Here is a 23,087-nt window from a genome sequence, read left to right as displayed (position 1 = left end):
GCGCTCAGTCCTGGCCAGGGCGGGCGCGCCCCAGGCGGTCGAGCTGAGTCACGATCTGTTCGGCGGCATCGACCAGTTCCAGCCCGCCACAGCCCCAGGTTCCGGTCGGGACGCTGATCGCGGGCGTCGCGTCCAGGATCGCCCGCAGCAGCGGATGTCGGCCATAGGCCGAGCCCGCCGGGGATCGGGCCTGATCGAAGTAACCGAGCAGAAAGAGATCCGGCGGTGACCTCACCAGCCGTTCCAACGGAAATCGGCCCCATCCGGTTTGCCCCTGCTCGGCGGCCAGGTTGCGCAGACCGAGTCGGGTGATGAGATCGTCGACATAGGTCCCCTTCCCCGCCGTGCCGCCGCTCGGACGCAGATAGAGCAGACGATCTGGACGCGTCCGGCCCGCCAGCGCCCGCATGCGTCGCTCCGCCTCGGCTGTTTTGATCTTGCCCACCTCGCCGCGCCCGATCTGGACCGCGATCCGGCGTGTCGTCTCCAGCGCATCGGACCAGTTCCTCGGATACGGAAGCGCGATAACCCGAGTGCCCTGACTGGCCAGCAGGTCGGCGTGCCGCCTGGCGGTCCAGCCTAGATAGACCAGGGCGATGTCCGGCTTTAGAGAGAGCAGATCCTCGACGCTGCCGCGATTCGCCGGATAGGCACGAGCGGCCTCGGCGACCGGGGAGACCCTGGGATCCTGGCTCTGGCGCGAGAGCGAGAGGACCTGCCCCGGATCGGCGACCTGGAGCAGGATCAGATCGGCGCAGAGATCCGTGCTGACGACGCTTGGCAGCGGCTCGGCGGCCTGGGTCGGCAGGGCGAGGAGACAGAGGATCGCGAGCAGACCCACCGACGCGAGTCGTGGCCTGGGCTTGGCGGGCGGGCGTTGGCGGTGGTTGAATTGCCCGCGCCTCCGCGTGAGATCGTCTTGGTTGACGCGGAGATACAGAGACGTAGAGGTTCTCCCGAATTTCAGTGGAACATGAAATTATTTTATACCTGAACCCGTAAGCCGAATCATCAAGTGGGACATGACCGGCCCAAACGCCGTCTTTCCATGGCCCGCGCCGGGGCAGCGATGCTGCTGCACCATGCCGAACACCGCTGCATAGCATGATACGATTCCGGTTAGTATCCCAATTCACCGGATCGAGGCCCGCGTCGCTCGCCGAAAAGATGGCACGCTTCGCCCTTCGACAAGCCTGTCCTGAGCGAAGCCGAAGGGCTCAGCACAGGCTTTTCCCATCGACTGATTTGGGATACGCCCCGATTCCAATCCTTCCCCGCGCTCCGATTTGTTGTCTATTGCCCGCCATGAACGCACATTTCTCTGAATTTCTACTCCCCGACGCACTCCTGCGCGGTCTCGCCAGCGAAGGCTACGAGACCCCCACGCCGGTGCAGTCCCAGGTCATTCCGCTCGCGATGGACGGCGTGGATCTGCTGGTCTCCGCCGCCACCGGCTCGGGCAAGACGGCCGCCTTCCTGCTGCCGATCATGCAGCGCTTTCTGGCGGTTCCCGCGCACGCGGGCGGCACCCGCGCGCTGATCCTGCTGCCGACCCGCGAACTGGCGCGTCAGATCTATATCCATTTCATGCGTCTGGGCAGTTTCACGCGGCTGACCGCCGGGGTGATCACCGGCGGCGATTCCAAGGCGCATCAGATCGCCACCCTGCGCAAGAACCCGGAGATCCTGGTCGCGACGCCAGGTCGGATGCTGGAACTGCTGCAAAGCGGTCAGGCGGATCTGCGCGATCTGGAAATCCTGGTGCTCGACGAGGCGGACCGGATGCTGGACATGGGCTTCGCCGACGACGTGCTGGCGATCCTCGGTCACTGTCGCCCGAACCGTCAATCGCTGCTGTTTTCGGCGACCCTGCATCATCGCGGACTGAAAGACATCACCGACCGGCTGCTGCGCGACCCCCAGGTTTTGGCGATCAATCCGGTGCGCGAGCAGCATCCCGATATCGCCCATCAACTCCTGCTGAGCGATAGCCTGGAACATAAACAGCGTCAGACGCTCTGGCTGCTGCAACACGAAACCTTCGAGAAGGCGCTGGTGTTCACCAACACCCGCGACGGCGCCGTCGCGCTCGGCAATTTTCTGATGGGCCAGCAGCAGCGGGTAGCGGTGCTGCATGGCGAGTTGGATCAACGCGAGCGCAACCGCGTCATGGGCCTGCTGCACAGCGGGCGGGTGAACATCCTGATCGCCACCGATCTGGCCGCGCGCGGCCTGGATGTGCCGGGCGTGCAGCGGGTGATCAATTTCGATCTGCCGCGCTCGGGGGACGATTATCTGCACCGCACCGGGCGTACCGGGCGCGCGGGGGAACAGGGCGTCGCCCTGTCGCTGGTCGGCAAGAGCGAATGGAATCGCATGGAAAGCATCGTGCGTTATCTCAACTTGACCGCCGAGACGCGCGCCATCGAGGGCCTGAAGGCCAAATTCCAGGGACCGACCAAACGCAAAGGCCCCGGCAAGCCGACGCCGGCCATGCGCAAGGCCAGAGCGGCAGCCGATAAACCGGAAGCGCCCAAGGTCAAGGACCGGCTGCGCGATCGCAAGAACATCGGCAAGCGACGCGTGCCGACCAGCACCCAGGGCGTCGAAGCCGGTCATGCGCCGCTTGCCAAACGTCCGGACGATCCGACGAAGACGCGCGGTTAGGTGATTTCCCGTCCATTTGAAGCGTTGATTCCGGTAGACGCTTTTCCTGAAATCACCTTAACTTACGTGCTTCACGCCTTCGCGGCTCAAACGGCTGGATTCAGGCCGATGGCTTGTCGGCCACCGTCAGCACATAGTCAAGCCCGCGATAAACCGTGCGCGCGTCAAGCTTGAGCGCCAGCGCGATCGGCAGACGAGCGGACGGATGCAAACGCGCGACTGCTTCGGGGTGGCGGCGCAGGTACTCATGCAATGGCGCATAGACCTGCTCGCGGATGGAATCCACCCGCACGCCCTCGAATCCAGCGCCCGTAAGCTTTGCCACATACTCGGGGAGCGGATAGACATTACCCGCCGGGATCGCGAATTTGCGCGCGACCTGCCGCCAGGACCAGCGCTGCGCGAGCCGCGCCCACCAGCCGGATTCGGCCGGCATGGGGATGATATCGGCCAGCACCAGACGCCCGCCGGGGCGCAGCACCCGCCGCGCCTCCTGAAAAAAACGTTCGCGGGTCTCGAAATGGAAGGCGCATTCCAGCGCCACCACCTTATCGACCGAAGCGTCTTCCAGCGGCATCGCGGTAGCCGACCCCAACCGCAGATCGATGCGATCCTCCAAACCAGCCTCGCGAACCCGTCGACGCGCCACCTCCACCTGAGAGGCGGTGACATTCAAGCCAACGATGCCGTCTGGACGATAGGCATCGAGCCAGAACAGATCCTGATCGGCGAACCCGAACCCGACATCGAGGACGCGGTCGCCCGACCCCATCCCGGCGCTGTCCGCCACCACCGCGGCCAACGCCTGACAGGCGTCGTCGAGCGAGCGGCCGTCCGTCAAGGCGCTTTCGTTCCAATACCCCAGATTGAGATAGAAGGCATTCTCGGTCGCCACATCGGTCCCCAACAGATCGTAAACCTCGGTGACCTTCAGACGCTGGAAAGGATTGTAGAGCCAGTTGAAATAGCCAAGGCGGTCGCGCGACGCGCCGGTCGTTGGAATGGATGGTGACATGAGTGCGGTCCGGGTCAACGTTCGGCGAGCGATCTGATTCGACCGATACTGGAAAATGTCATTTTGCTTTCGCTCTATCTCGTAAGGGGCTGTCTCAAACCCGGGGTCTACTATACGTCACCACGCATTGCGATCTTGGTGGCTTGGCGCGCGAACTCGGCGTGATGAAAGCGCATGAAGTCCTAGAATAGGATGTGCGGTCATGACGCAGCAAACGCAGTTTGACGGTTGAGGATCTGTATCAGCGGTTGACGGCTACCTGACCCGACAAACCCACCGCTTGGCGGGTTTTTTGTGGGTGACACTACGGGTGACAATGCAGGACGCGATTTAGGCGATTCGAGGCAAACTAGCGCGATCCTTGCGATCGTAAGTCGTTGAAATTTTGGAGCCGATGCGGGGATTCGAACCCCGGACCTACGCATTACGAATGCGTTGCTCTACCAACTGAGCTACATCGGCATTAGGGCGGACGATTGTAAGATCTTTCGCTGGCAGTCTCAAGCACATTTCCGTCATCAGGAGCCACGAGCGGCGGGGAAATTGTCCCCAATCGCCGTGAGTTTTTCTGTGGATAAGTTGTGTGACTTTGTGATAACGGCTTGACCGGTAAAGCGGATCTGGCCACTGATCAAAAACTCGCCACCTCGCGAAAGCGCTATTCCGGTTCCGCTTTCGCAATCCGACAGCAATTGCGCCCTTCCTGTTTCGCCTCATAGAGCGCCGCATCTGCCCGACGGTAGACGCTCTCCGGCGTATCGCCGACGATGCACTCGGCCAACCCGCATGACATGGTGACCGGGACCGGTTGGCCGTGATAGAGAAATTTCGCCGCCGCAATCAATTGACGAAGTTTTTCCGCGACCTCGAAAGCTGTCTCGATGTCCGTCTCGGGGAGCAGCAACATGAATTCCTCGCCCCCAAACCGGGCAAGGAAGTCACTTTTGCGCGTATGCTTTCCGAGCAGATTGGCGAGGATTTTGAGGACATTATCCCCGGCGTTATGACCGAAATGGTCATTGACTCGTTTGAAGTGATCGATATCCCAGATACTCAACACGGTGGGCCTGCCATAGCGTTTCCAGCGCTCGCATTCCTCGGTGATCCGTTCGTCATAGGCGAGGCGGTTATTGAGTCCGGTTAAGGCGTCATGCACCGCGCGATCACGTTCCTGACTTAAGCGTGTCCGCAGTTCTCCGCTCTCCTCATGCACCTTGTTCAGCGCCTGCCTCAGTTGATTGATCTCAATGTCCGCTGCTTTCAATCGATCCCGCTCCAGACGTTTGCGCGCATCCATATGGAGCTGAATATTGGTCAGGTACGCCTGTATCGATTGTTTAATCTGATCGATATTATCGGCAGCGTCCACCGATTGGCGGATCCCGTCGACTTCGGCGGACATGCTCTTGTCGATCGCTTCGCTTTGTCTGGCGGTCTGTCCACGGTATCCGACCGCGTCCTCGAGGTACTGGTCAAGTTCCTGGAGGCGTCCGGTGAGTTGAGAGAGGAAGGACTCGATGTCCTTTTTCTCCTGTTCGACATGCTGGCGCGTTTTGGCCATCAGTTCGGCTATATCCGCCACGGCCTGGCGGGCTGTATCCGGCGTAGGGGGCTCGCGCAAAAGGGCGGAAATGCGTTGAAACGGCTCGGATAATGTCGTCGGCAGATCCAAACGATGGAGCAGATCGAACAGCACTTGATTGAACGCTGGCGGTAACTGCGGACTGGTGTCCTGTAATGCTTGTTCCGTGCGTTCAAGTTCCGGGGTGCCGGGGTTCTCTTTGACTTCGTTCACCTGCCGACGCCCGAACAGCCTGCCAATCAACCCTTCCTGGCCGTCCTGTTGTGGTGCCGCCAACCAGACGATGAGCTGATTCGCATACGCGGAATAGGCGTCCAAAGCCGGCTTCAGATCGTTGAGCTGTCGAGCCGCGCGCAACTGTTTTTTCAGTTCGCGGGTGTTCTGCTTCAATCCAGGCGGGATACTGAGGGCTTCCAGATTGTTTTCGAGCCGAGACAGTTGGTTCTTGATGTCGTCAACGTCATCTCGCCGCTGGTCGAGACGCATCATGGAACTCGAAATTTCCGCCATCAGATTGCCGATCTGACTGGCAGTCGCGTTTTTGCGAATCGCGATGCGCAGCGACTCCAGTTGCTCGTTCAGACGTTTGTCGGATGTCTCGGCGACGAGAGTGAGTCGCGAAAGCGACTGACGAAGGATGGTTTCGACCTGCTCCCAGGCTTTTTCACGGGTCTCGATGTCATCGAGATTGGCGAGATATTTTTCTTTCCAATGGTTGGGATCAGACGTCGACATAATATTGAATTCGGTGATGCTCACAAAACGTGAAGTTGAGCGCCGGGATTCAATTTGGCGCTGATCTGACATGTCGCGCGTAGTACAGATGCCACGGAGCGTGATACCACCGGCCTTTGCGGCACTATGCTACCATTTTACAAACGCAAGGTTGTCTGGGGCCGGCGTCTCGCATGGATCGCTTGCCCATTATTTATACGAGGAATTTTCGGTGAACGTTCGTCTAATTGCCACTATTTGTTGTTTGGCGACGCTCGGCTTGGGGCTTCATGGTTGCGCGGGCAATCCATCCAGAGACATGGCTCTCTCCCCCAGTGCGGTGGTCGAGTCCACTGATCTCGAACGTCTCCCGCAAACGCTGCTGCCCGGCGCGATACGCTCTGAGGTCAAATCGTTCGCGATGGGCGCGGCTCGCAGCAAGGGCTGGACCATTACTCAATCGTCCGATGACCGACTGGTAATCCAGCAAGACGCGAACAAATTAGCTAATCTCGTACCTGGCGCGTTGGGTCCGACGGTCGGCTCTGGCTCGCAGCTCGAAGTCACCTCGTATTTCATCGAACAGTCCGGCGGGATCAAGGTCGCGACCAAGGCCGATCTGGTGAACCCGACAGCGGGCGCGAAGGGACCGACACGTACCGATTACACGGAAAACTTCCGGGATTCGCTCACGCAATCCCTGACCTCCCTGCGGAACTCCTGGTCGGAAAACCGTGGCCGGATCGCCCGTGCCACTCCGCCGGCCGATGGCTGGGCGGATGCCTGGGGCAACAAACCAACCGGCTCCACCGCAAGCGCAAGCCCGGCATCCAACCCGGCAACCCGCGACAACGGCCAAACCGAGGCAATCCGGACCGTGCAACCGCTGCCACCGAAACAGCCTGCGCCGCCGATCAACGCAGCGCCGCCCGTCCCGCAACCGGTCACGAAGCCGAATCCACAACCCAGTCAATGGGTCGCCGAACGGCCAGTCCCTCTGCGGCCCGCTCCCGAACCGCGCCAACTCCCCGCTGGTGCCGCTCCGGTCGTGGATGCGACGACATCCCCCTCCGGTTCCTCGCTTGCGACTGACGCATCCGTCCCAAAGGCACCCATCGCACCCGCGAACGCCATCCCTCGCCAGAAAAACATGATGGCGCTCCCGAGCCGCTCGCCGGTTGCCGGCTCTGTCAGTTGGGCCGCCTATGCGGAACAGTATGCGCGTCAGCGCGGTTGTCAGGTTGGGGGGCTAGGCACCGAGTTGATCGAGTCGCGCACGGATGGTGAAATCCACAAGGTTCCCTGCGTCGGCAGCGACAGTTTCCTGGTCAAGTGCCAGAACGGAACCTGCCAGGGGCTGTTATAACCGCGACGGCGCGATGGACAAGCCATCGCGCCATTCGCTCCAACGTCCGTCATAAAGCGTGAACGGTTGGCATCTCAAGCTCCTGGCGACCGGACTTCTGCTGTTGCACCTCACCGTCGCTCAGGCGCTGCAAAATCCTGCGGTCTTGCTCTTCGGAGCCACCTTGACGGACGCCCGTGCGTTTGCCGTCGAGCATGCCGCGCGTCGGGGCTGGAGCATTCGAGAAGTGACCGCGAACGCAGCCCTGTTCGAGCAGGTTCTCGACGGCGAGGAAACGGATGGAATCCTGGTCGTCCAGCGTCTGCTCCAAATCCGCGCGGAATTTGCCGAGGAATCGGCTGGGGTTCGCGTCTCTCTGCAAGCCGAGGAGGTGGAATGGCCGGAGACGGATCGGGAGTGGATGACCGATGTCACGGGACGCTATGCCGACAATCTGACAAACGCGCTGTCCTCGCTGCGAGGCAAATGGGATGTCCGGCGCGAAGATTCCGCCGGCCTGCCCGAAGCGCCGTCGTCTCCCTTTCGTGACGGCGTTCCGCCTGACGCCAGCCGGATGACAGCCGAACTGATCGGCACCTGGGCCTATGCCGCGGAACGCTACGCCCAGAGTCGCGGGTGCGAACTGGGCGAGCAGGCGACACAATTGGAGTCGAGCGGTCAGGAGTGGGAACAGCACCGGGTTTTCTGCCAGGATGGCTCTCAAATCGTCGTGCGGTGCCGTCACGGAGACTGTACGACCCGCTTCTGAGTCATCGTCAGTCTTGCGCATTCTCATTGGCTGTCGGTGCCAGGATACGGAGAATGCCCCCGCATGAAACTTGCTCAAACCATCGCGCTCACCATCGCCCTGACGGGCCTCGCGGCCTGCGGACCGTCGGGCTCCCACCAGGAATCTGTCGGCGAGGCCCTGCTCGAAGTCGCCGAGCAAGGCGATCTGGATGCACTGGACCAACTGCTCGCGAAGCATCGCCAACCCGACGTTCGGGACAGTTGTGACTGGACGCCGCTTATGAAGGCCGCTCTCTACGGACATACGCCGGTCGTTGCGCGCCTGCTCGATGCCGGGGCCAGCGTCGATGCCATGGACAAGGGCGGCTACACGGCCATGATGCTCGCGGCATCGAACAATCATGCCGAGGCGGTGGATCTTTTATTGCGGCGCGGCGCGATGGTCGACCATCAGGAGTCCACCGAGGGCTGGACCGCTTTGATCTGGGCCGCCAAACAGGGCCATCTCAAAAGCGTCGATACCCTGCTGCGTTATCACGCCGACCGCACGCTCAAGGACTTCAAGGGCAAGACCGCCTTGGATTGGACCAGCGAAGGCGGATACGTCGAGCTATCAAGCCTGCTTCAGGCCGCGGACCATCGTCAGTGATCAAAGGCCGGCCAGCGCATTCAGGGACTTGACCCGCGAAGGCAAAGGATCCTTCTTGGACCAGCGTCCTTTCCGCGTTAAGCTTCGCGCATGCCGAGCCTGCGCGCAAAACTGGCGGAACATGGATTCGAGTCCAACGACGACTACGAATTCCAGCTCCGCTGTCTGCTCGAAAGCCCGACGCGGGGGGTACGAACACTGAACATCGAGGGCGATGGCGAACGTCGCAAGACGGCGTTCGCCACCGCGCTTGCCCATGCGCTGGACTATCCGCACGTTCTGTACCACGATTTTACCGACGAGCATCCGCCGCTGCCGGAGATCATCCTGCCACCGAGCCGCGATGAACTGGGCCGGGAGGAACCCCCGATCGCCCCGCTGGATCAGATCGTCAGCGAGGCCTGCGCGCAAAGCGAGGGCGAACCGACGGTGCTGATCCTCGATCAGCTGCACGCCGCCGACTTCCGCGAGCATATCCGCGTCCACCGTCTGGTCCGCAGTGGCGTTTGGACTGTCCTCGATGGCCGCTATTTCGCGAATCCGCGCCATCTGCTGCTGTTTCTGATTTCGGAAGAACCGCTCTACCATTCGCTGCAGAAAGAGAGTTTCCGGATCTGGATCGGACGCGTCTCCGAACGACAAGTGGGTTATTGTCCCAGCGATTTCGGTCTCGATCAAAGCTCCCAGCCACTCTTCGACGCATTCGCCGACCTTTTTGGGATGCTTGGCAATGCGCCGACACGCAGTGAATTTACGCATCTTCTGCGGGATCTTCGACTTCATGCGCGTTCGGTCGAGCATCTACAGCTGAGTCTGTACGGACGAACCGAAGGTCTCGATCGCCAAGCGCTCGCAGCCCCCTCGCTCGCCGGAGCCCTGGCCAGGGTCATGGATGCGGCCCGGACGATGCGGGCTGCGGAGTCGATTGCATCCGGCGCGGAAACAAGCTTCACCGGGTCTGATGACCGACCCAGACCACCCCAATAGGGCTCATTACTCTGAGGTTAAGCCATGAATCGCAAACAACGCATTGAGGCGAAGCTCAAGGAATCGCTCAACCCCATCATGTACCTGGATCTCGTCGACGAAAGCTACATGCATACGGTTCCGGCAGGATCCGAGTCGCATTTCAAGGTTCTGGTGGTCAGCGATGCCTTTGAGAACACCCCGATCATCGACCGTCATCGGCTCCTCAATCAACTCCTTGCGGACGAGATGCAAAACGGCTTGCATGCCTTGACGCTCCACGCCTGGACGCCGGAGGAATGGTACGCGAAGGGTGGAGCCCCCGAATCGCCCCCCTGCATGGGGGGCTCGAAAGCGAGTTAAACCCGTCTCTGCCGGACTCAGGGTAGCGGCGCTTCGTCGACCAGCGAGGGTTGCCGCTCGAAGTATTCTCGGGTCAGGCGGAAGACCACCGGACTGAGCAACAGCAGCGCGATCAGGTTCGGAATCGCCATCAGCGCATTGAGGGTATCGGCGACCAACCAGATGAAGTCCAACTGAGCGAGAGCCCCAACGGGAATCATGAGCACCCACAAAATACGAAATGGCGTGATGATCCGCTCGCCGAACAGATATTCGGCACACCGCTCGCCGTAAACGCTCCAGCCGAGAATCGTGGTGTAGGCGAACAGAACCAGTCCGATGGCGACGATGTAGGAACCAACGCCGGGAAGCGACTGCTCGAAGGCGGCGGATGACAGCGCGGCGCCATTCAATCCCGATGTCCAGGCTCCGGAAACCACAATCACCAGCCCGGTGATGCTGCAGATGACCAGGGTATCGATGAAGGTGCCGATCATGGCGACCGTCCCCTGTGCGACGGGATCATCGGATTGCGCGGCGGCGTGGGCGATCGGCGCGCTGCCGAGTCCAGCCTCGTTGGAAAAGATCCCCCGGGCGACGCCGAACTGGATCGCCGCGGCGACGGTCGCGCCAGCAAAACCGCCCGCGGCGGCCGTTGGCGAGAATGCCTGAACAAAGATCAGTTCCAACGCGGGTCCGATCTGATCCAGATTGGTCGCCAGCACGACCAGTCCACCGAGCACATAGGTGACGGCCATGAAGGGTACCAGCGCGGCCGAGACCTCGCCGATGCGCCGGATGCCACCCAGCAGTACCAGTCCGGAAAAGACCGCCATCACCACGCCGCTCACCCAGAGCGGGACGCCGAAGGCGCTCTGCGCCGCATGCGCGACCGAGTTGGCCTGTACCGTATTACCGATGCCGAACCCGGCGAGAAATCCGAATACGGCAAAGGCAGTGGCCATCCAGACCCATTTTCGGCCCAGCCCAAGCTTGATGTAGTACATGGGTCCACCCAGGTGGTTACCTTTTCCATCCACCTCGCGGTAGTGCATCGCCAGCACCGCTTCCGCGTACTTAGTCGCCATGCCCACCAGCGCGGTACACCACATCCAGAAGATGGCTCCAGGGCCGCCGAGAAAGATCGCGGTCGCCACGCCGGCGATGTTGCCGGTGCCAACGGTCGCTGACAGCACCGTCATCAAGGCGTTGTAGGGCGTAATGTCGCCCGCTCCCTGCTGCTTGCGGCCCCGCCAGAGCATCCGAAAACCAAAGCCAAGTTTCAGGAGCGGCATGAAGCGCAGCCCGATCATCAGGAAAAAACCGGTGCCCAGAATCAGCACCAGCATTGGCGGTCCCCAGACGAGACCGTTTAACGCACCCACCCACACCGTGATCAGTTCCACATCGATCCTCCCGGATTCAACAATGCCAATAAAACGCGCGTCACTATACAAGATGAATGACTCCCTTTACCGCAACCGTCCTCGGGTCTTATGCTCGCCGGGTTTAAGAGACTTCGCCCGCGCGCGGACCCATGCAAGGAATCACCGATGAAGCTACTGATCGATTTCTTCCCCATCCTGTTATTTTTCATTGTCTACAAACTGACCGACATCTACGTCGCCACCGGCGTGGCGATTGCCGCCGCCGCGCTCCAGGTCGGCTGGTTCTGGCTGCGTCACCGGCGCGTCGAAACAATGCATCTGGTGACGCTGGCGTTACTGGCGGTCTTTGGCGGTCTCACCCTGGCGCTCCATGACCCCATTTTCGTGATGTGGAAGCCAACCCTGGTCAACTGGCTGTTCGCGGCGGCCTTTCTCGGCAGTCAAGTGATCGGCAAGCGTACCCTGATCGAGCGCATGATGGGGCATGCCATCGAGATTCCAGCGAACATTTGGGCACGCCTGAACCTGCTCTGGGCGGGGTTTTTTCTCTTCCTGGGGCTGACCAATCTCTTCGTGGTCTACATCGCAAGCGGATTTTTCGACGCTCAACAGGCGTTGATCGGTGCCAGCGGCCAGACCGCGATCGATCTCTCCGACTGCGCCTCGGCGTATGCCGGCGAGCTGCTGGAACTGTGCCAGGTCGCCAAGGATGGCGAGGAAGTCTGGGTGAACTTCAAACTCTTCGGTATGATGGGCATGACGCTCGCCTTCGTGATCGCACAGGGTCTTTACCTGGCCCGTCATGTGAAGGAAGAACCCCAGACACTGGAGACCGATTGACGTGCTCTACGCCATCATCGCTGTCGATCGCCCCAACAGCCTGCCGGATCGCCAGCGCGCCCGGCCCGCCCACCTTGCGCGCCTGCGGGCACTGCTGGACGAAGGGCGGCTGGTGCTGGCCGGGCCTCATCCCGCCATCGACAGCCCGGAGCCCGGCGATGCCGGTTTTTCGGGGTCGCTCATCGTGGCGGAATTTGCGGATCTGGGCGCGGCGGAAACCTGGGCCGCTGCGGATCCTTACCGCGAAGCGGGTGTCTATCGAGAAGTCCGGGTCAAACCGTTCAAGCAAGTCTTTCCTTAATGTTTTAACGTTCCGTTAAAACCCAATCTTTTCATTTCAATGGAAGCCTTCGTTATGAAGACAGCTCGTCTGCCTCTTTTGCTCTGTGTCTTGTTTGCCGCGGGAAGCAGTTTCGCGGAAGACGCCAAGGACACCGATTCGCCCGACACGCTGATTGCCACCGTCAACGGCTCCCCTTACCCGCTGGATGTCTTCAGGATGTTCTATCTGGAACGGATGCAGCAGAATCAGGGCGAGAACAGTCCTGCCTTCCAGCAACAGGCATTCGACGAATTCATGGGTCTGGTCGTCGCCTCTCAGGAAGGCGAGCGCCGCAAACTCGAAGGCGAGCGCAATGTCGTCGCGGCGCTGCAACTGGAGCGCATGAAGGTGATGTCCAACGCCGCGCTGTCCGCGATGGCCGAGGAACTGAAACCCACCGAGGACGAACTCAAGGCGGCTTACGAGAAGGTCAAGGAACAGGCCGTGCGGACGGAGTACAAAGCCCGCCATATCCTGGTCAAGGACGAGGAAGAGGCCAAGAAGATCATCAAACAATTGGAGAAAAAGGGCGATTTCGCGGAATTGGCCAAGAAGCACTCCACCGGGCCAACCGGCAAGGACGGCGGCGATCTCGGCTGGTTCGACCCCAAACAAATGGTTCCGCCCTTCGCCGAGGCGATTGCCGCCATGAAGCCTGGCGACTATTCCAAGACGCCGGTGCAAACCCAGTTCGGCTGGCACGTCATCAATCTGCAGGAAACTCGCAAGGCCGAGCCGCCCTCCTTCGAGAACGCGAAACCTCAGTTGACCGCCCTGGTACAACGTCAGAAGATCGGCGAGAAGATCGCCGAGATGCGTAACAGCGCCATGGTCGAACTCAACGAAGAGATCGTGAAGGTCACGCCGAATGAGGATGCGCCAGAGGCCGCGCCCGAGAAAAAATAACTCCCCGAACGCCCGCGTTCAGCGCCCTCTCCCCCGTTCGGGGAGAGGGCCTTCATTCGGTTCGGAACCTGATCGAGCGATTCGATGCGCGGTTCGGCCACTCTCCTGTTCCGCCAAATCATACTGAGATGGCACTCGCAATTCCGATCGACGACTTTGGTCGATCAGCGTTTCAGTCATTGCATTAGCGAAAACTTATATTAGAATATGATTATGTTTCGACTCATCGAGAACGACCATGATCACCTGTCACACCATGCGCGCGGCCGTCATCCTGTCCGCAACGCTGTTTGTCTCCGGGGCGCTTCTGCTCCTGCTCGCCGAAACCACGGGGTTGATGATCCCGACCGCCCATACGGCACTGCTGCTGGTTTTCACCGGCGTCATGACCCTGGCCGTTGCGTTCGCCATCGCGATCCTCCCCGGCAACGCCCAGCGACTCGGTAACTGTCTGCACTAAACCGTGGTCCCGGCATAACCGACGGCGTCGATACCTTGGTTCGGTCTGGCCGAGGTTGGCGCTGAGGCGGTTAAAGCCAATTTCCGGGAAAGTCGGTACCCGACCGAAAGCTCCGGAAATCACCTAAGGCGATTGCTCCGAAAGCACAGGCAGCGAGCCGATCGCCTGTTTTGGCCCCATCATCAGCCTGGCAGCCATTCCCGGCTCCAGTCCAAACTCCTCCTCGACCATCCGGTTCCAGGCTTCGCGCTTGAAGGCCCGTTCATCCGGCACCTTGCGATGGACCAGGTTGTAGTGACAATCGATGCAGGTCTTCCCCTCGGTCTCCTCGCGATGAATCGCCGCCGTGTCGGCGCGTTTGCCTAAAATCGCCTCCTGAGTGTGGCACCTTGAACAGGTGGCCGAATCGCGTTGGCGAAACCAGGCACGCGCCGCGAAGGCCGCCTCGGGCAGATGCAGGGTGTTGATGACCGGATCGTCATAGTCAGGCCCCAGAAACTGCTTGATCAGATCCTTGATGCCGACCGCATGGTCCCAGGTCGCCGCGAGCAATCCTTCCGAGACATGACAATCCCCGCAGGTGGCCCGCACACCGGAGGCCGAGTCGTAATGTACCGTCTCCCGATAACTGTCCTCGGCATAGGTCATGGAATGACAACTGGTGCAGAACTCGTTGCGGCTCGTGAAATGGTCGAATTCGATCAGAAAGGCCATCAGGAGCACCCCGCCGAGTCCGCCGACCACCAGCGCGATCAGCACATGCCGGGTGATGAACAGTGGCGCGCCAAAGCCGGACATCAGCGACCCTCCCCCACTCCGAATCCAAGAATCGTGCTGGACTGATCGGGACGATTCAGCCATTGATGCTGCTCGCGGTCGGTCAGATGCGCCTCGACCAGTTCAGCGGCCCGCGCGCCCGCCACCGCCCGTGCCTCGGGCAGGAAGCGCGCGTAGAAGTTACGCCCGACCAGATACATCCCCTCCCACCAAGCGTGATTCGGACTCATCATGGACGCGCCATGACGGGCGCGAGCGCCTTCGTCATGCCAAAGTTCCCAATAGGTGAATTCGATGGGGTCGTCGAAGGGCGTCGGCGTCAGCAGACCCTGTTCGTAGAGTCCCGCCATGATCGCCCGCGCCGGCTCGCCGAACTTGCCGTTAAACAGTTCCACCACCCCATCGAACTGCTCCATGAAGCCCTGGGTGAAGGTCTTGCCGTGACACTCCAGACAAACCATGCTCATCGCCTGACGACGGCGCTCCGGGGTCGCAACCGACTTCACCTTGCCAAGCGTTCCATCCGGGCGCGTTAGCTCGCTGCCGCGTTTGGGCACCGGCTCGCTCGCGGGCAATTCCAGCTTGCCGCCGTCCTCGAACACCACCAGAAACTGACGCTGCGAGACCGGCGAATTCAGGCTCCAGGAATTGCGCATCCCGACATCATGGCTGGACGGGAGCTTGCCAGCCGCACCCATGTGGCAGGTCACGCAGGTTGGCGCGGCGGTGTAGTCGCGCCCCGCGACCCATTCTGGCGCCTGCAGATTCATCTCGTCGCGCTGAGCGGCATAGAGCATGCCGTGCTTGGATGCCTCGAAGATTTCCTTGTCCGGCGAGTCGGGACCGGAATGACAGCGCACGCAGGCCTCCGGCTCGCGGGCCTGGGCCTTGGAAAAGCGATGACGGCCGTGACAGGAGGAACAGGAGCCTTTCGACCCGTCAGGATTGATGCGGCCGATGCCGGAATTGGGCCAGGTCGCCGCATCGAGCGTCCCGTCGCCCTTCACCTTCACCCGCGAGCCATGACACTGATCGCAGGAGGCCGCCCGTATGCCCGGACCGCCGACGTTGTCGGCCAGCGCCGGGAGCCGTTCCTCGATCATCGCGAAGGCCTCCGCGTGGACCGATCCCTGCTGCTCGGCGTACTCCTTTTCATGACAACGGCTGCAATCCTTCGGAGACACGATGGTCGCGATGATCTGTCCCTCGTGCTCGATCGCGTCCACGTCCGCGCGCTCGGCCTGGTGACAATCCATGCAGTTGACGCCCGCCGCCTGATGCCCACTCTCACGCCACTCGCTAGCCAGTCCCGCCGAGGCCTTGGAGTGACAGCTCACGCAGTCTTTTCCCGCCTCGTGCCCCCAGTTGCCCGGATCGAGCTTGACCTTGTCCGCGAGCGCATGACCGCCGCCAACCAGGCAAGACAACAGAAGGATCCATGCCCAATGCAAGGACTCCGATAACGCGGGTTTTGACATGAGAACGACCTCGTGATCCGGTCTTGATGCAATTGAACGCGGATTATAGGAATCAAAACGATTCGGGCAATCCGATTCGCGCGCGATCTTATTTCAAGTCAATTAGCGATCCATTAAATAACCATATTCAATGATACTGGCGATCGCCTTTTATTGACCTTGCGCACTATCGTTTCCAATAGGGCTGACAAACAATGCAGTCAGCCGCGCGGAGAGTGATTCGTGTCTTGATTCGGCGGACGCGGACTCGCCTGAACCTAAGCCACTGTCCAGTGACGCGGTTGACAACGATAACCACCAACAGAAGAGGAGCGACACCGCATGCGTATCCGACTCGCATTGTCATTCATGCCCCTGGGTCTTGCGCTCGGCATCGGCGCTGGCCCGCTGGCCCCGCTCGCGCTTGCCGAGGAGGCCGAGCCAATCCACCGAATCTCGTCCGAGGTTTGCGAAACCTGCCATAAAGATATTTATCAGCAATGGAAAGGCTCGATGCACGCCCAGAGCACCGCACTTTCCGACCCGATTCACGGCACTTTTTATAAGATGGAAGTCGGCGATCCGACCGCCGAGGGGATGCTCCACCAGAAATCGGGGAAATTCCCGCTCTGTCTCCAGTGCCACGCCCCGAACGCCGCGCGCGACCAGACCACCAAGCTCGACGCACACACCGCCTACAGCGAAGGCGTCAACTGCGTGGCCTGCCACACCCTGAAAAGCTACCAGGGCATCAAGGACGAGAAGGGCAAGATCCGCTATGGACTCAAGGCGTATGAAGTCGCCGATACGCTCCAGGCCCCCGCCGGCTTCCCGCGCGGACTTCAGAAACTGACCGCGGCGGACGATCCGTTCGGCGGCGCCGTCGACGAGTCAGCGGACAGTCAGAAGCCGAATCCGCATCTTGGCGAGGCGGTGGAACTGGACGGCAAGCAGATCCCGGCGTTGACCATGGAGGCGAATCCAATCCAGCTTCGGACCTCCGACGCCTGCATGGGCTGTCACGACCAGCGCGACAACCCGCAAGGTGTGCCGCTCTGCCAAACCGGCAACGAATTCGTCGCGGGCGGCAGTCAGGTCGCCTGCCAGACCTGTCACATGCCCGTCGCCAGCGGTTTTGCCGATCACAGCATGGGCGGCGGTCATCACGAAGGCATGCTCAAACGCTCGATCATCTTCGATCTCAAGAGCAAACCCGCGGGCGACAGCATTGAGACCACCGTCTGGATCCGCAACCTGCAACCGCATGCGATGCCCACCGGCGCGCCCTTCCGCAACCTCAATCTGAAATTGACCGCCTATAACGCCAGCGGCGAGGTGGTGTGGGAGAACGCCAAGGGCCATCCGGCCAAGGACGATCCGCAGGCGTACTTCGTCTATGGTCTGGCGGACGATAAAGGCAACCCGGCGCCGCCCCCGACGGCAACCAAGGCGGGCAAGGACAGTCGGCTGAAAGCCCACGAGACCCGCGAGCTGGTTTACAAAATACCCGCCGAGGGCGTGGTTCTGGTCCGTGGCGAGCTTTACTACAACCTGCTGTGGCCGTCACTGGTCGAGAAGTTCACGGAGTTACCGAAGGATGTCACGGCGCCGGTTCTAATCGCCGTGGCCGAAAAAGAGATTGCCGAAAAGTAAGCGGGAGGGTTTTCCAGCGGCTTGAGTCTTCGGGACGTGGTTGAGACACGTCCCGAAGCATCTGGAAAATTGGCACTTTGTCGCGATCAATCACCCACTCGGCAAGAGCCGGCATCGTCGATCATTCGGCACCCTCTGCATCGCTACCGAAACAGCGAAAAGACCGGCCGTCCATTGAGCGGCTGAAGCGGGCGCGCGTTCGCGCCCACCGCTTGGGCGATCCGCTGAATCTGCCAGGGACTGACTTCGAGCGCTTCCTTCATGACAAACCACAGCACGGGCTCGGTACAGGGCGGCGTGACCAGCGATCCGACATAGCGAAAATAACTGTGATCGGTCGGTAACAGAAAGATTGGATTGATCCCGACCTGGCGGTGCCTCACCTGTTCCCCGTTGCGCATCGGCAGATGTTCAAGGATGCGCGACAGGATGCGGTTCTCGCGCTCGCCCGCGCGGACTGGCACCGCGACGATGACGTATCCCCCCTGACGATCGCGATGCACCAGATGGATTTCAGCCTCTGGCGTGACGCCATTGAAACCGTGTTCTCCCGGCACATGAAAATTGAATTCCTCCAGGTCGTAGGCATCGCCACGCACCAGCAGGGCGCTCCCGGGGGGCGAGAGAATATGCACGCCATGCCCGCTATTGACGGCCTCAAGACGTTGGGAGCGATACTGAAAACTCAGTGGGGTAAAGGCAACCGGTTGCGTTTGCGCCAGATCGACCGGGGATTGCGACAACCCCTTGACGCAGGTCTCGTTTGCCGCGTCCAGATCGCCCCAGTGCGCCGGACCCGACTCGCCCGCATAGCTCCATCGCGGGCCGGAATCGTCTGGAGCGGCGACGGCAACGCTCGATCCGCTCCCGGCAGTCGCGACCAGCGTGGCCAGAAAAACGAAGGATCTGCGCAGCGCTCGGGCGCAACCGTGAATCAGGATCGAATCGGCCATGCTCTCAATCCCCGCGCTTTTTGATACGGTTGATCGGGACCACCTGGACGCTCTGGGGCTCGTCGGCATAATAGGGACGCTCGCCGCCGCGCCCCTGTTCGTCGGCCAGTTCCTTTTCGCGCGCCGCGATCAAACCCAGGCACTTCCGCACGTCCTGAATGGTGGCATCCGACAGCGGATGCCGCATTCCAGGCGGCGGCGTCACATCCTTCACGATGGCCGACAGAGTCCAGCGCATGGCGATCAGGATTTCCTGTTCTTTCGTCAGGTCGGTCATGGTGTCTCCGATTGAGGTAATGGTTTGGGGCGATTCCTAAGGTTGATTTCCTGAAAACAATCGCCCCACAGAGAGGCAGTGAATGGACAGGATTAACAGGATTACGCAAGATGGACAGGATTTCGTAAAAGACTGTTTTTTCATCCTGTTAATCTTGAAACATCCTGTTAATCCTGTCTATTTGAAGCGTTGGGCTTGGGTATGAATTTTCCCGGACAGCGCCTTATGCTTGACCGAGCAGGGCCGCAAGTCCGGCCTCGTCGAGCACCGGGATGCCAAGCGCCCGCGCTTTGTCGAGCTTCGAGCCAGCGGCCTCGCCCGCCAGCAGATAATCGGTCTTGCTGGAGAGGCTGCCCGAAACCCTGGCGCCGAATCCTTGCAACTGCTCCTTGATGTCATCGCGCGGGCGACTCAGCGTCCCCGTGATGACGAAGGTCTTTCCGGCCAGCGGCGATGCGCCCGCCGCGCTGACTTCAGGTGCGGTCTCCGGCCAGTGAATTCCAGCCGCCAGCAGTCGCGCGATGGCCTCCCGATTGTGCGCCTGGGCAAAAAACCCGACGAGATGGGCCGCGACCACGGGTCCGACGCCTTCGACCAGACGGGTGCTGTTCCAATAGAGATCCTCCAACTCGACCGCGCACAGCGCCTGGAGACTCCCGAAGCGCTCCGCCAGCCGGGCCGCGCGCGCCGGCGTCAACCCGCGAATCCCGAGTCCGCCCAGCCAGTCCGCCAGGGCGCCGTCCGTCTCCTGCTCCGGGTGCTCGGCCAGAAAACGGTGCAGTGCGGTTGCGGTTTCGAGGCCGATCCCCTTGATCCCGCGCGCGCGGAGGAACTCGGATTCGTGCGCCTGCATCAGGGACGCCATCCCGTCGAAGCGCGCGGCCAGAGCCTGGGCGGTGGTCTCGCCGACCTCCCGAATCCCGAGCGCGAAGATGAAACGGGCAAAGCTGGTCTCCTTGCTCCGCTCCAGCGCGGCGAGCAGATTCGCGGCCGATTTCTCGCCCATGCGTTCGAGTCTGGCGAGTTGTTCCGGTGTCAGACGATAGAGATCGGCGGGCTCGCGCACCCAGTCCAGATCCACCAGCTGCTCGATCAGCTTTTCGCCCAGGCCCTCGATATCCATCGCGCGGCGCGAGGCGAAATGCCGGATCGCCTCTTTGCGCTGGGCGGGACAATAGAGTCCGCCGGTGCAGCGGGCAATCGCCTCGCCCTCCGGCCGGATCACGTCGGAGCCGCAAACGGGGCACTGGCTCGGCAGTTCGACCGCGCGGGCATCCGGCGGACGCCGCTCGGGGACGACCCGCACGATCTCCGGGATCACCTCGCCGGCGCGGCGCACGATGACGGTATCGCCGATGCGCACATCCTTGCGAATCACCTCGTCCATGTTGTGTAGTGTGGCGTTCGCGACGATCACGCCGCCGACCTGAACCGGCCGCAGCCGCGCGACCGGCGTCACCGCGCCGGTGCGTCCCACCTGAAACTCCACCGCCTCGACCTGGGTGAGTTCCTCCTGGGCCGGAAACTTGCGGGCGATCGCCCAGCGCGGGTGATGCGCGGTCGCCCCGAGGCGGACCTGATCCGCCAGTCGATCAACCTTGAACACCACGCCATCGATGTCGTAATCCAGCGCGTCGCGACGTTGGCCAAGCGCATCGAAGTAGTCGCGGCAGCCGTCTAGCCCCCGCACCTGTTGCAGTTCTTTTGAGATCGGCACGCCCCAGGCCGCCAGGCGTTGCAGCATGGTGAACTGACTCTCGCCAGCTGACTCCGAAAGTTCGCCCCAGCCATAACAGCAGAAGGTCAGCGGCCGCCCGGCGGTGATCCGCGCGTCGAGCTGTCGCAGGCTCCCGGCCGCGGCATTGCGGGGGTTGGCGAAGGGTGTCCGACCCTTGCGCCGCATCTCCTCGTTCAGCCGTGCGAACCCGGCGCGGGTCATATAGATTTCCCCGCGGACATCCAGGATTGCAGGCCAGTCCTCACCGAGCAGTCGCAGCGGAATCGTCTGGATGGTGCGCGCGTTCTGCGTCACGTCCTCGCCGGTCGCCCCATCGCCCCGCGTGGCGGCCTGCACCAGGATGCCCTGTTCGTAACGCAGATTCACGGCCAGACCGTCGAGTTTGGGCTCGGCGAGATAGAGGATCAGATCGTCGCCATGAAGGGACTTGGCGAGACGCTGGTGGAATTCCAGCAACTCGGCATCGCTCATCGCGTTATCGAGCGAGATCATGGGGACGCGATGGCGGACGGCGAGAAACTCGGGGCGGGGTTGACCGCCGACCCGCTGAGTCGGCGAATCGGGCGTCACCAGCGCCGGATACTCGGCCTCCAGCGTCTGGAGTTCGCGGATCAGGCGGTCATACTCGGCATCCGAAATCTCCGGATCGTCGAGCACATAATAGCGATGATTGTGGTAACGGATCCGGGCGCGCAGGGATTCGGCGCGCGGCTGGGCGTCAGCGGGGAGGTTCACCGCTGAGCGGTCCTGGACCAATGCAGCTGATGGTTGAACACCGCCTTGCGCATCTCGTCCTGCTTCTTCACCGTCAGCGAGCGCCGGGAGTCATCGAGGACATCGCCATCGAGCGAGATGGCCAGCTTGCGCGCCGCGGCAATCATCTCGTCGAGGATGGTCATGTCTTCCGGGTGACCATCCAACTGCGCGAACAGCATAAGACCCGGGGTCGAGAAATCCTCCATCTCATCGAAGGGGAAGGTTCCCGGCTTGACCATGTTCGCCATGCTGAAATAGACCCGGGTCTCGTCGTCGAACTCGTCGAGACAATGAAAGATGTCCATCTCGCCCGGATGCAGTCCGCACGACTCGGCCACGTCCAGCAGCGCCGGCCCCTGAAACGGCTGCCTACGTGCACTGACGCTGACCTGAATCAACAACGGTTCAAGTTTAAAGGCCGGCGCAACTGGCTTGGGCTCGGGACGAGATGCATCCTCGCTCTCGACGTCATCGTCGCCCCATTGGTTCTCAGAGCGCGATGCCGATCTTGAGGATCTTGAGTGGACAAAGGCGCGGTCTTCACGGTCTTCATCCAGTGCGCCAAGCGTTGGTTCCTGTTTGCCTTTGGGGATACCATAAGGCGAATCGACATCCTCTCCGACATCGAAATCCTCCTCGTCTCCCTCTTCTTCCTCTTCTTTCTCGCGGTGGCGTTCCCACAGATAGAGAAGAAGAATTAGCAGGGAGCCGACGACAATCAGGATCAGGCGGATGGTATTGGGGTCCATGCGAATTCTGGTTGTAAAATCAGTTTGAAATGCGTTCTTCGAGTATATCAACGTGCGTCGAGGCTGTGTTGCCCCGAAATGATGTTAATCAACATGGAAAACTTCCCAGGGATCCGGGGAAATCAACATTGAATTTTTTTCCACCCCGGAGTCGCGCAACCGACCGGCCTTTTGGCCGGAGCAACCTGGGGCGATCAGGATGGAATTCATTGCCGACATCAGGCGGCGTCATTTGGTCGACGGGGAGAGCATCCGCGCGATTGCCCGCGGGCTTCAGCGCTCGCGTCCCACGGTTCGCAAAGCGCTGACCGCACTGACGGAACCGGTCGACCAGCGCCAGCATCAACCCTGCCGAAACTGGGTGAGGACCAGGCCCGGTTAGAGCAATGGCTGGAGATCGAGTCCGGTTGACCGAGGCGTCAACAGCGCATGGCCAAGCGTCTGCTCGAAGGGCTCCAGGTCGAGGGGTATCAAGGCCCTATGGCCCGGTGCAGCGGTTTGCGAAGCGCTGGAAGGCGCCGCGCTCCAGTCATCCGGTCATCACGCACGCCTTTGTGCCGTGAGCCTTTCCGCCGGGGGAGACCTGCCAGTTCGACTGGAGCCATGAAGAGGTGGCGTTGGGCGGGGTCGTGCAGACCCTCAAGGCGGCGCACGTCCGACGCACGGACAGCCGGCAGATGTGCGTGGCGGCCGATCCCCGCGAAACCCAGGAAATGGTCTGCGATGCGCCTGTTCGCGCCTTTGCCTGCTTCGGCGAGGGCGTTGGTGCATAAACCTGCCG

21 protein-coding genes and 1 tRNA gene are annotated in these 23,087 nt (G+C 61.3%); 11 read left to right on the top strand and 11 right to left on the bottom strand.

What is annotated here, in order from left to right; genetic code table 11:
* Positions 1–4 precede the first annotated feature (4 nt).
* Entirely contained in the window at positions 5–841 is an 837-nt protein-coding gene (locus CCR95_RS12710; RefSeq protein ID WP_201094886.1) for an ABC transporter substrate-binding protein, read from the bottom strand.
* 464 nt (positions 842–1,305) lie between these two features.
* On the opposite strand from CCR95_RS12710, the gene CCR95_RS12705 reads away from it, so the two are divergent.
* Positions 1,306–2,667 (top strand): DEAD/DEAH box helicase, encoded by a 1,362-nt coding sequence (locus tag CCR95_RS12705; RefSeq protein ID WP_201094884.1) that lies wholly within the window; start codon positions 1,306–1,308, stop codon positions 2,665–2,667.
* Between the two features lie 100 nt (positions 2,668–2,767).
* Here CCR95_RS12705 and CCR95_RS12700 read toward each other — a convergent pair whose 3' ends face one another.
* The 3 genes from CCR95_RS12700 to CCR95_RS12690 all read right to left on the bottom strand — a co-directional run bounded on the left by CCR95_RS12700 (position 2,768) and on the right by CCR95_RS12690 (position 5,999).
* Positions 2,768–3,682: an SAM-dependent methyltransferase gene (locus tag CCR95_RS12700; RefSeq protein ID WP_201094876.1), complete on the bottom strand. Its 915-nt coding sequence runs from the start codon at positions 3,680–3,682 to the stop codon at positions 2,768–2,770.
* A gap of 386 nt (positions 3,683–4,068) precedes the next feature.
* A tRNA-Thr gene (locus tag CCR95_RS12695) sits at positions 4,069–4,144 on the bottom strand.
* 196 nt (positions 4,145–4,340) lie between these two features.
* On the bottom strand, positions 4,341–5,999 hold the full coding sequence (locus CCR95_RS12690; RefSeq protein ID WP_201094873.1) for a sensor domain-containing diguanylate cyclase: 1,659 nt from the start codon (positions 5,997–5,999) through the stop codon (positions 4,341–4,343).
* Between the two features lie 298 nt (positions 6,000–6,297).
* Between CCR95_RS12690 and CCR95_RS12685 the strand changes: the two genes are divergently transcribed.
* The 5 genes from CCR95_RS12685 to CCR95_RS12665 all read left to right on the top strand — a co-directional run bounded on the left by CCR95_RS12685 (position 6,298) and on the right by CCR95_RS12665 (position 10,051).
* Complete coding sequence (locus tag CCR95_RS12685) at positions 6,298–7,344, top strand: hypothetical protein (RefSeq protein WP_201094871.1); 1,047 nt, start codon at positions 6,298–6,300, stop codon at positions 7,342–7,344.
* A 58-nt stretch (positions 7,345–7,402) separates the two neighbouring features.
* Positions 7,403–8,092 (top strand): hypothetical protein, encoded by a 690-nt coding sequence (locus CCR95_RS12680; protein ID WP_201094869.1) that lies wholly within the window; start codon positions 7,403–7,405, stop codon positions 8,090–8,092.
* Between the two features lie 63 nt (positions 8,093–8,155).
* Positions 8,156–8,722, top strand: a complete 567-nt coding sequence (locus tag CCR95_RS12675) for an ankyrin repeat domain-containing protein (protein ID WP_201094862.1) — start codon at positions 8,156–8,158, stop codon at positions 8,720–8,722.
* Between the two features lie 90 nt (positions 8,723–8,812).
* The gene (locus tag CCR95_RS12670; protein WP_201094860.1) at positions 8,813–9,709 is read left to right on the top strand and encodes a hypothetical protein; all 897 of its coding nucleotides are present in this window, start codon (positions 8,813–8,815) and stop codon (positions 9,707–9,709) included.
* A gap of 24 nt (positions 9,710–9,733) precedes the next feature.
* Entirely contained in the window at positions 9,734–10,051 is a 318-nt protein-coding gene (locus CCR95_RS12665) for a BolA family protein (protein WP_201094857.1), read from the top strand.
* A gap of 17 nt (positions 10,052–10,068) precedes the next feature.
* Here the strand turns inward: CCR95_RS12665 and CCR95_RS12660 are convergent, their stop codons facing one another.
* On the bottom strand, positions 10,069–11,436 hold the full coding sequence (locus CCR95_RS12660) for an amino acid carrier protein (RefSeq protein ID WP_201094855.1): 1,368 nt from the start codon (positions 11,434–11,436) through the stop codon (positions 10,069–10,071).
* A 147-nt stretch (positions 11,437–11,583) separates the two neighbouring features.
* Here CCR95_RS12660 and CCR95_RS12655 point away from each other — a divergent pair, with 147 nt between their 5' ends.
* The 4 genes from CCR95_RS12655 (at position 11,584) to CCR95_RS12640 (ending at position 13,946) form a co-directional block, all read left to right on the top strand.
* Complete coding sequence (locus CCR95_RS12655) at positions 11,584–12,258, top strand: septation protein A (protein WP_201094853.1); 675 nt, start codon at positions 11,584–11,586, stop codon at positions 12,256–12,258.
* A gap of 1 nt (position 12,259) precedes the next feature.
* Positions 12,260–12,559: a YciI family protein gene (locus CCR95_RS12650; protein WP_201094851.1), complete on the top strand. Its 300-nt coding sequence runs from the start codon at positions 12,260–12,262 to the stop codon at positions 12,557–12,559.
* A gap of 54 nt (positions 12,560–12,613) precedes the next feature.
* Positions 12,614–13,486 carry a peptidylprolyl isomerase gene (locus tag CCR95_RS12645; protein ID WP_201094849.1) on the top strand — a complete coding sequence of 291 codons (873 nt, stop codon included), beginning with the start codon at positions 12,614–12,616 and terminating at the stop codon, positions 13,484–13,486.
* A gap of 238 nt (positions 13,487–13,724) precedes the next feature.
* A complete protein-coding gene (locus CCR95_RS12640) occupies positions 13,725–13,946 on the top strand; it encodes a hypothetical protein (RefSeq protein ID WP_201094848.1) in 222 nt (73 codons plus the stop codon).
* A 123-nt stretch (positions 13,947–14,069) separates the two neighbouring features.
* Here CCR95_RS12640 and CCR95_RS12635 read toward each other — a convergent pair whose 3' ends face one another.
* Both CCR95_RS12635 and CCR95_RS12630 read right to left on the bottom strand, forming a co-directional pair.
* A complete protein-coding gene (locus CCR95_RS12635; protein WP_201094846.1) occupies positions 14,070–14,744 on the bottom strand; it encodes a cytochrome c3 family protein in 675 nt (224 codons plus the stop codon).
* Entirely contained in the window at positions 14,744–16,201 is a 1,458-nt protein-coding gene (locus CCR95_RS12630; RefSeq protein ID WP_201094839.1) for a multiheme c-type cytochrome, read from the bottom strand. Before CCR95_RS12630 ends, CCR95_RS12635 begins: the two co-directional genes overlap by 1 nt.
* 321 nt (positions 16,202–16,522) lie before the next feature.
* Here CCR95_RS12630 and CCR95_RS12625 point away from each other — a divergent pair, with 321 nt between their 5' ends.
* The gene (locus CCR95_RS12625; RefSeq protein WP_201094837.1) at positions 16,523–17,833 is read left to right on the top strand and encodes a cytochrome c family protein; all 1,311 of its coding nucleotides are present in this window, start codon (positions 16,523–16,525) and stop codon (positions 17,831–17,833) included.
* A gap of 143 nt (positions 17,834–17,976) precedes the next feature.
* Here CCR95_RS12625 and CCR95_RS12620 read toward each other — a convergent pair whose 3' ends face one another.
* From CCR95_RS12620 to zipA, 4 genes are all read right to left on the bottom strand, one after another.
* Complete coding sequence (locus CCR95_RS12620; protein ID WP_201094835.1) at positions 17,977–18,786, bottom strand: carbonic anhydrase; 810 nt, start codon at positions 18,784–18,786, stop codon at positions 17,977–17,979.
* 4 nt (positions 18,787–18,790) lie between these two features.
* Entirely contained in the window at positions 18,791–19,063 is a 273-nt protein-coding gene (locus CCR95_RS12615) for a segregation and condensation protein A (protein WP_201094833.1), read from the bottom strand.
* Between the two features lie 223 nt (positions 19,064–19,286).
* Complete coding sequence (ligA, locus tag CCR95_RS12610; protein ID WP_201094831.1) at positions 19,287–21,536, bottom strand: NAD-dependent DNA ligase LigA; 2,250 nt, start codon at positions 21,534–21,536, stop codon at positions 19,287–19,289.
* Positions 21,533–22,306 (bottom strand): cell division protein ZipA, encoded by a 774-nt coding sequence (zipA, locus tag CCR95_RS12605; RefSeq protein ID WP_201094829.1) that lies wholly within the window; start codon positions 22,304–22,306, stop codon positions 21,533–21,535. The genes ligA and zipA overlap by 4 nt, the downstream gene beginning before the upstream one ends.
* Positions 22,307–23,087 lie beyond the last annotated feature (781 nt).

This window comes from Thiocystis minor (genome assembly GCF_016653465.1).
Taxonomy (GTDB): domain Bacteria; phylum Pseudomonadota; class Gammaproteobacteria; order Chromatiales; family Chromatiaceae; genus Chromatium; species Chromatium minus.
This window is presented reverse-complemented; position numbering and strand designations above follow the sequence as displayed.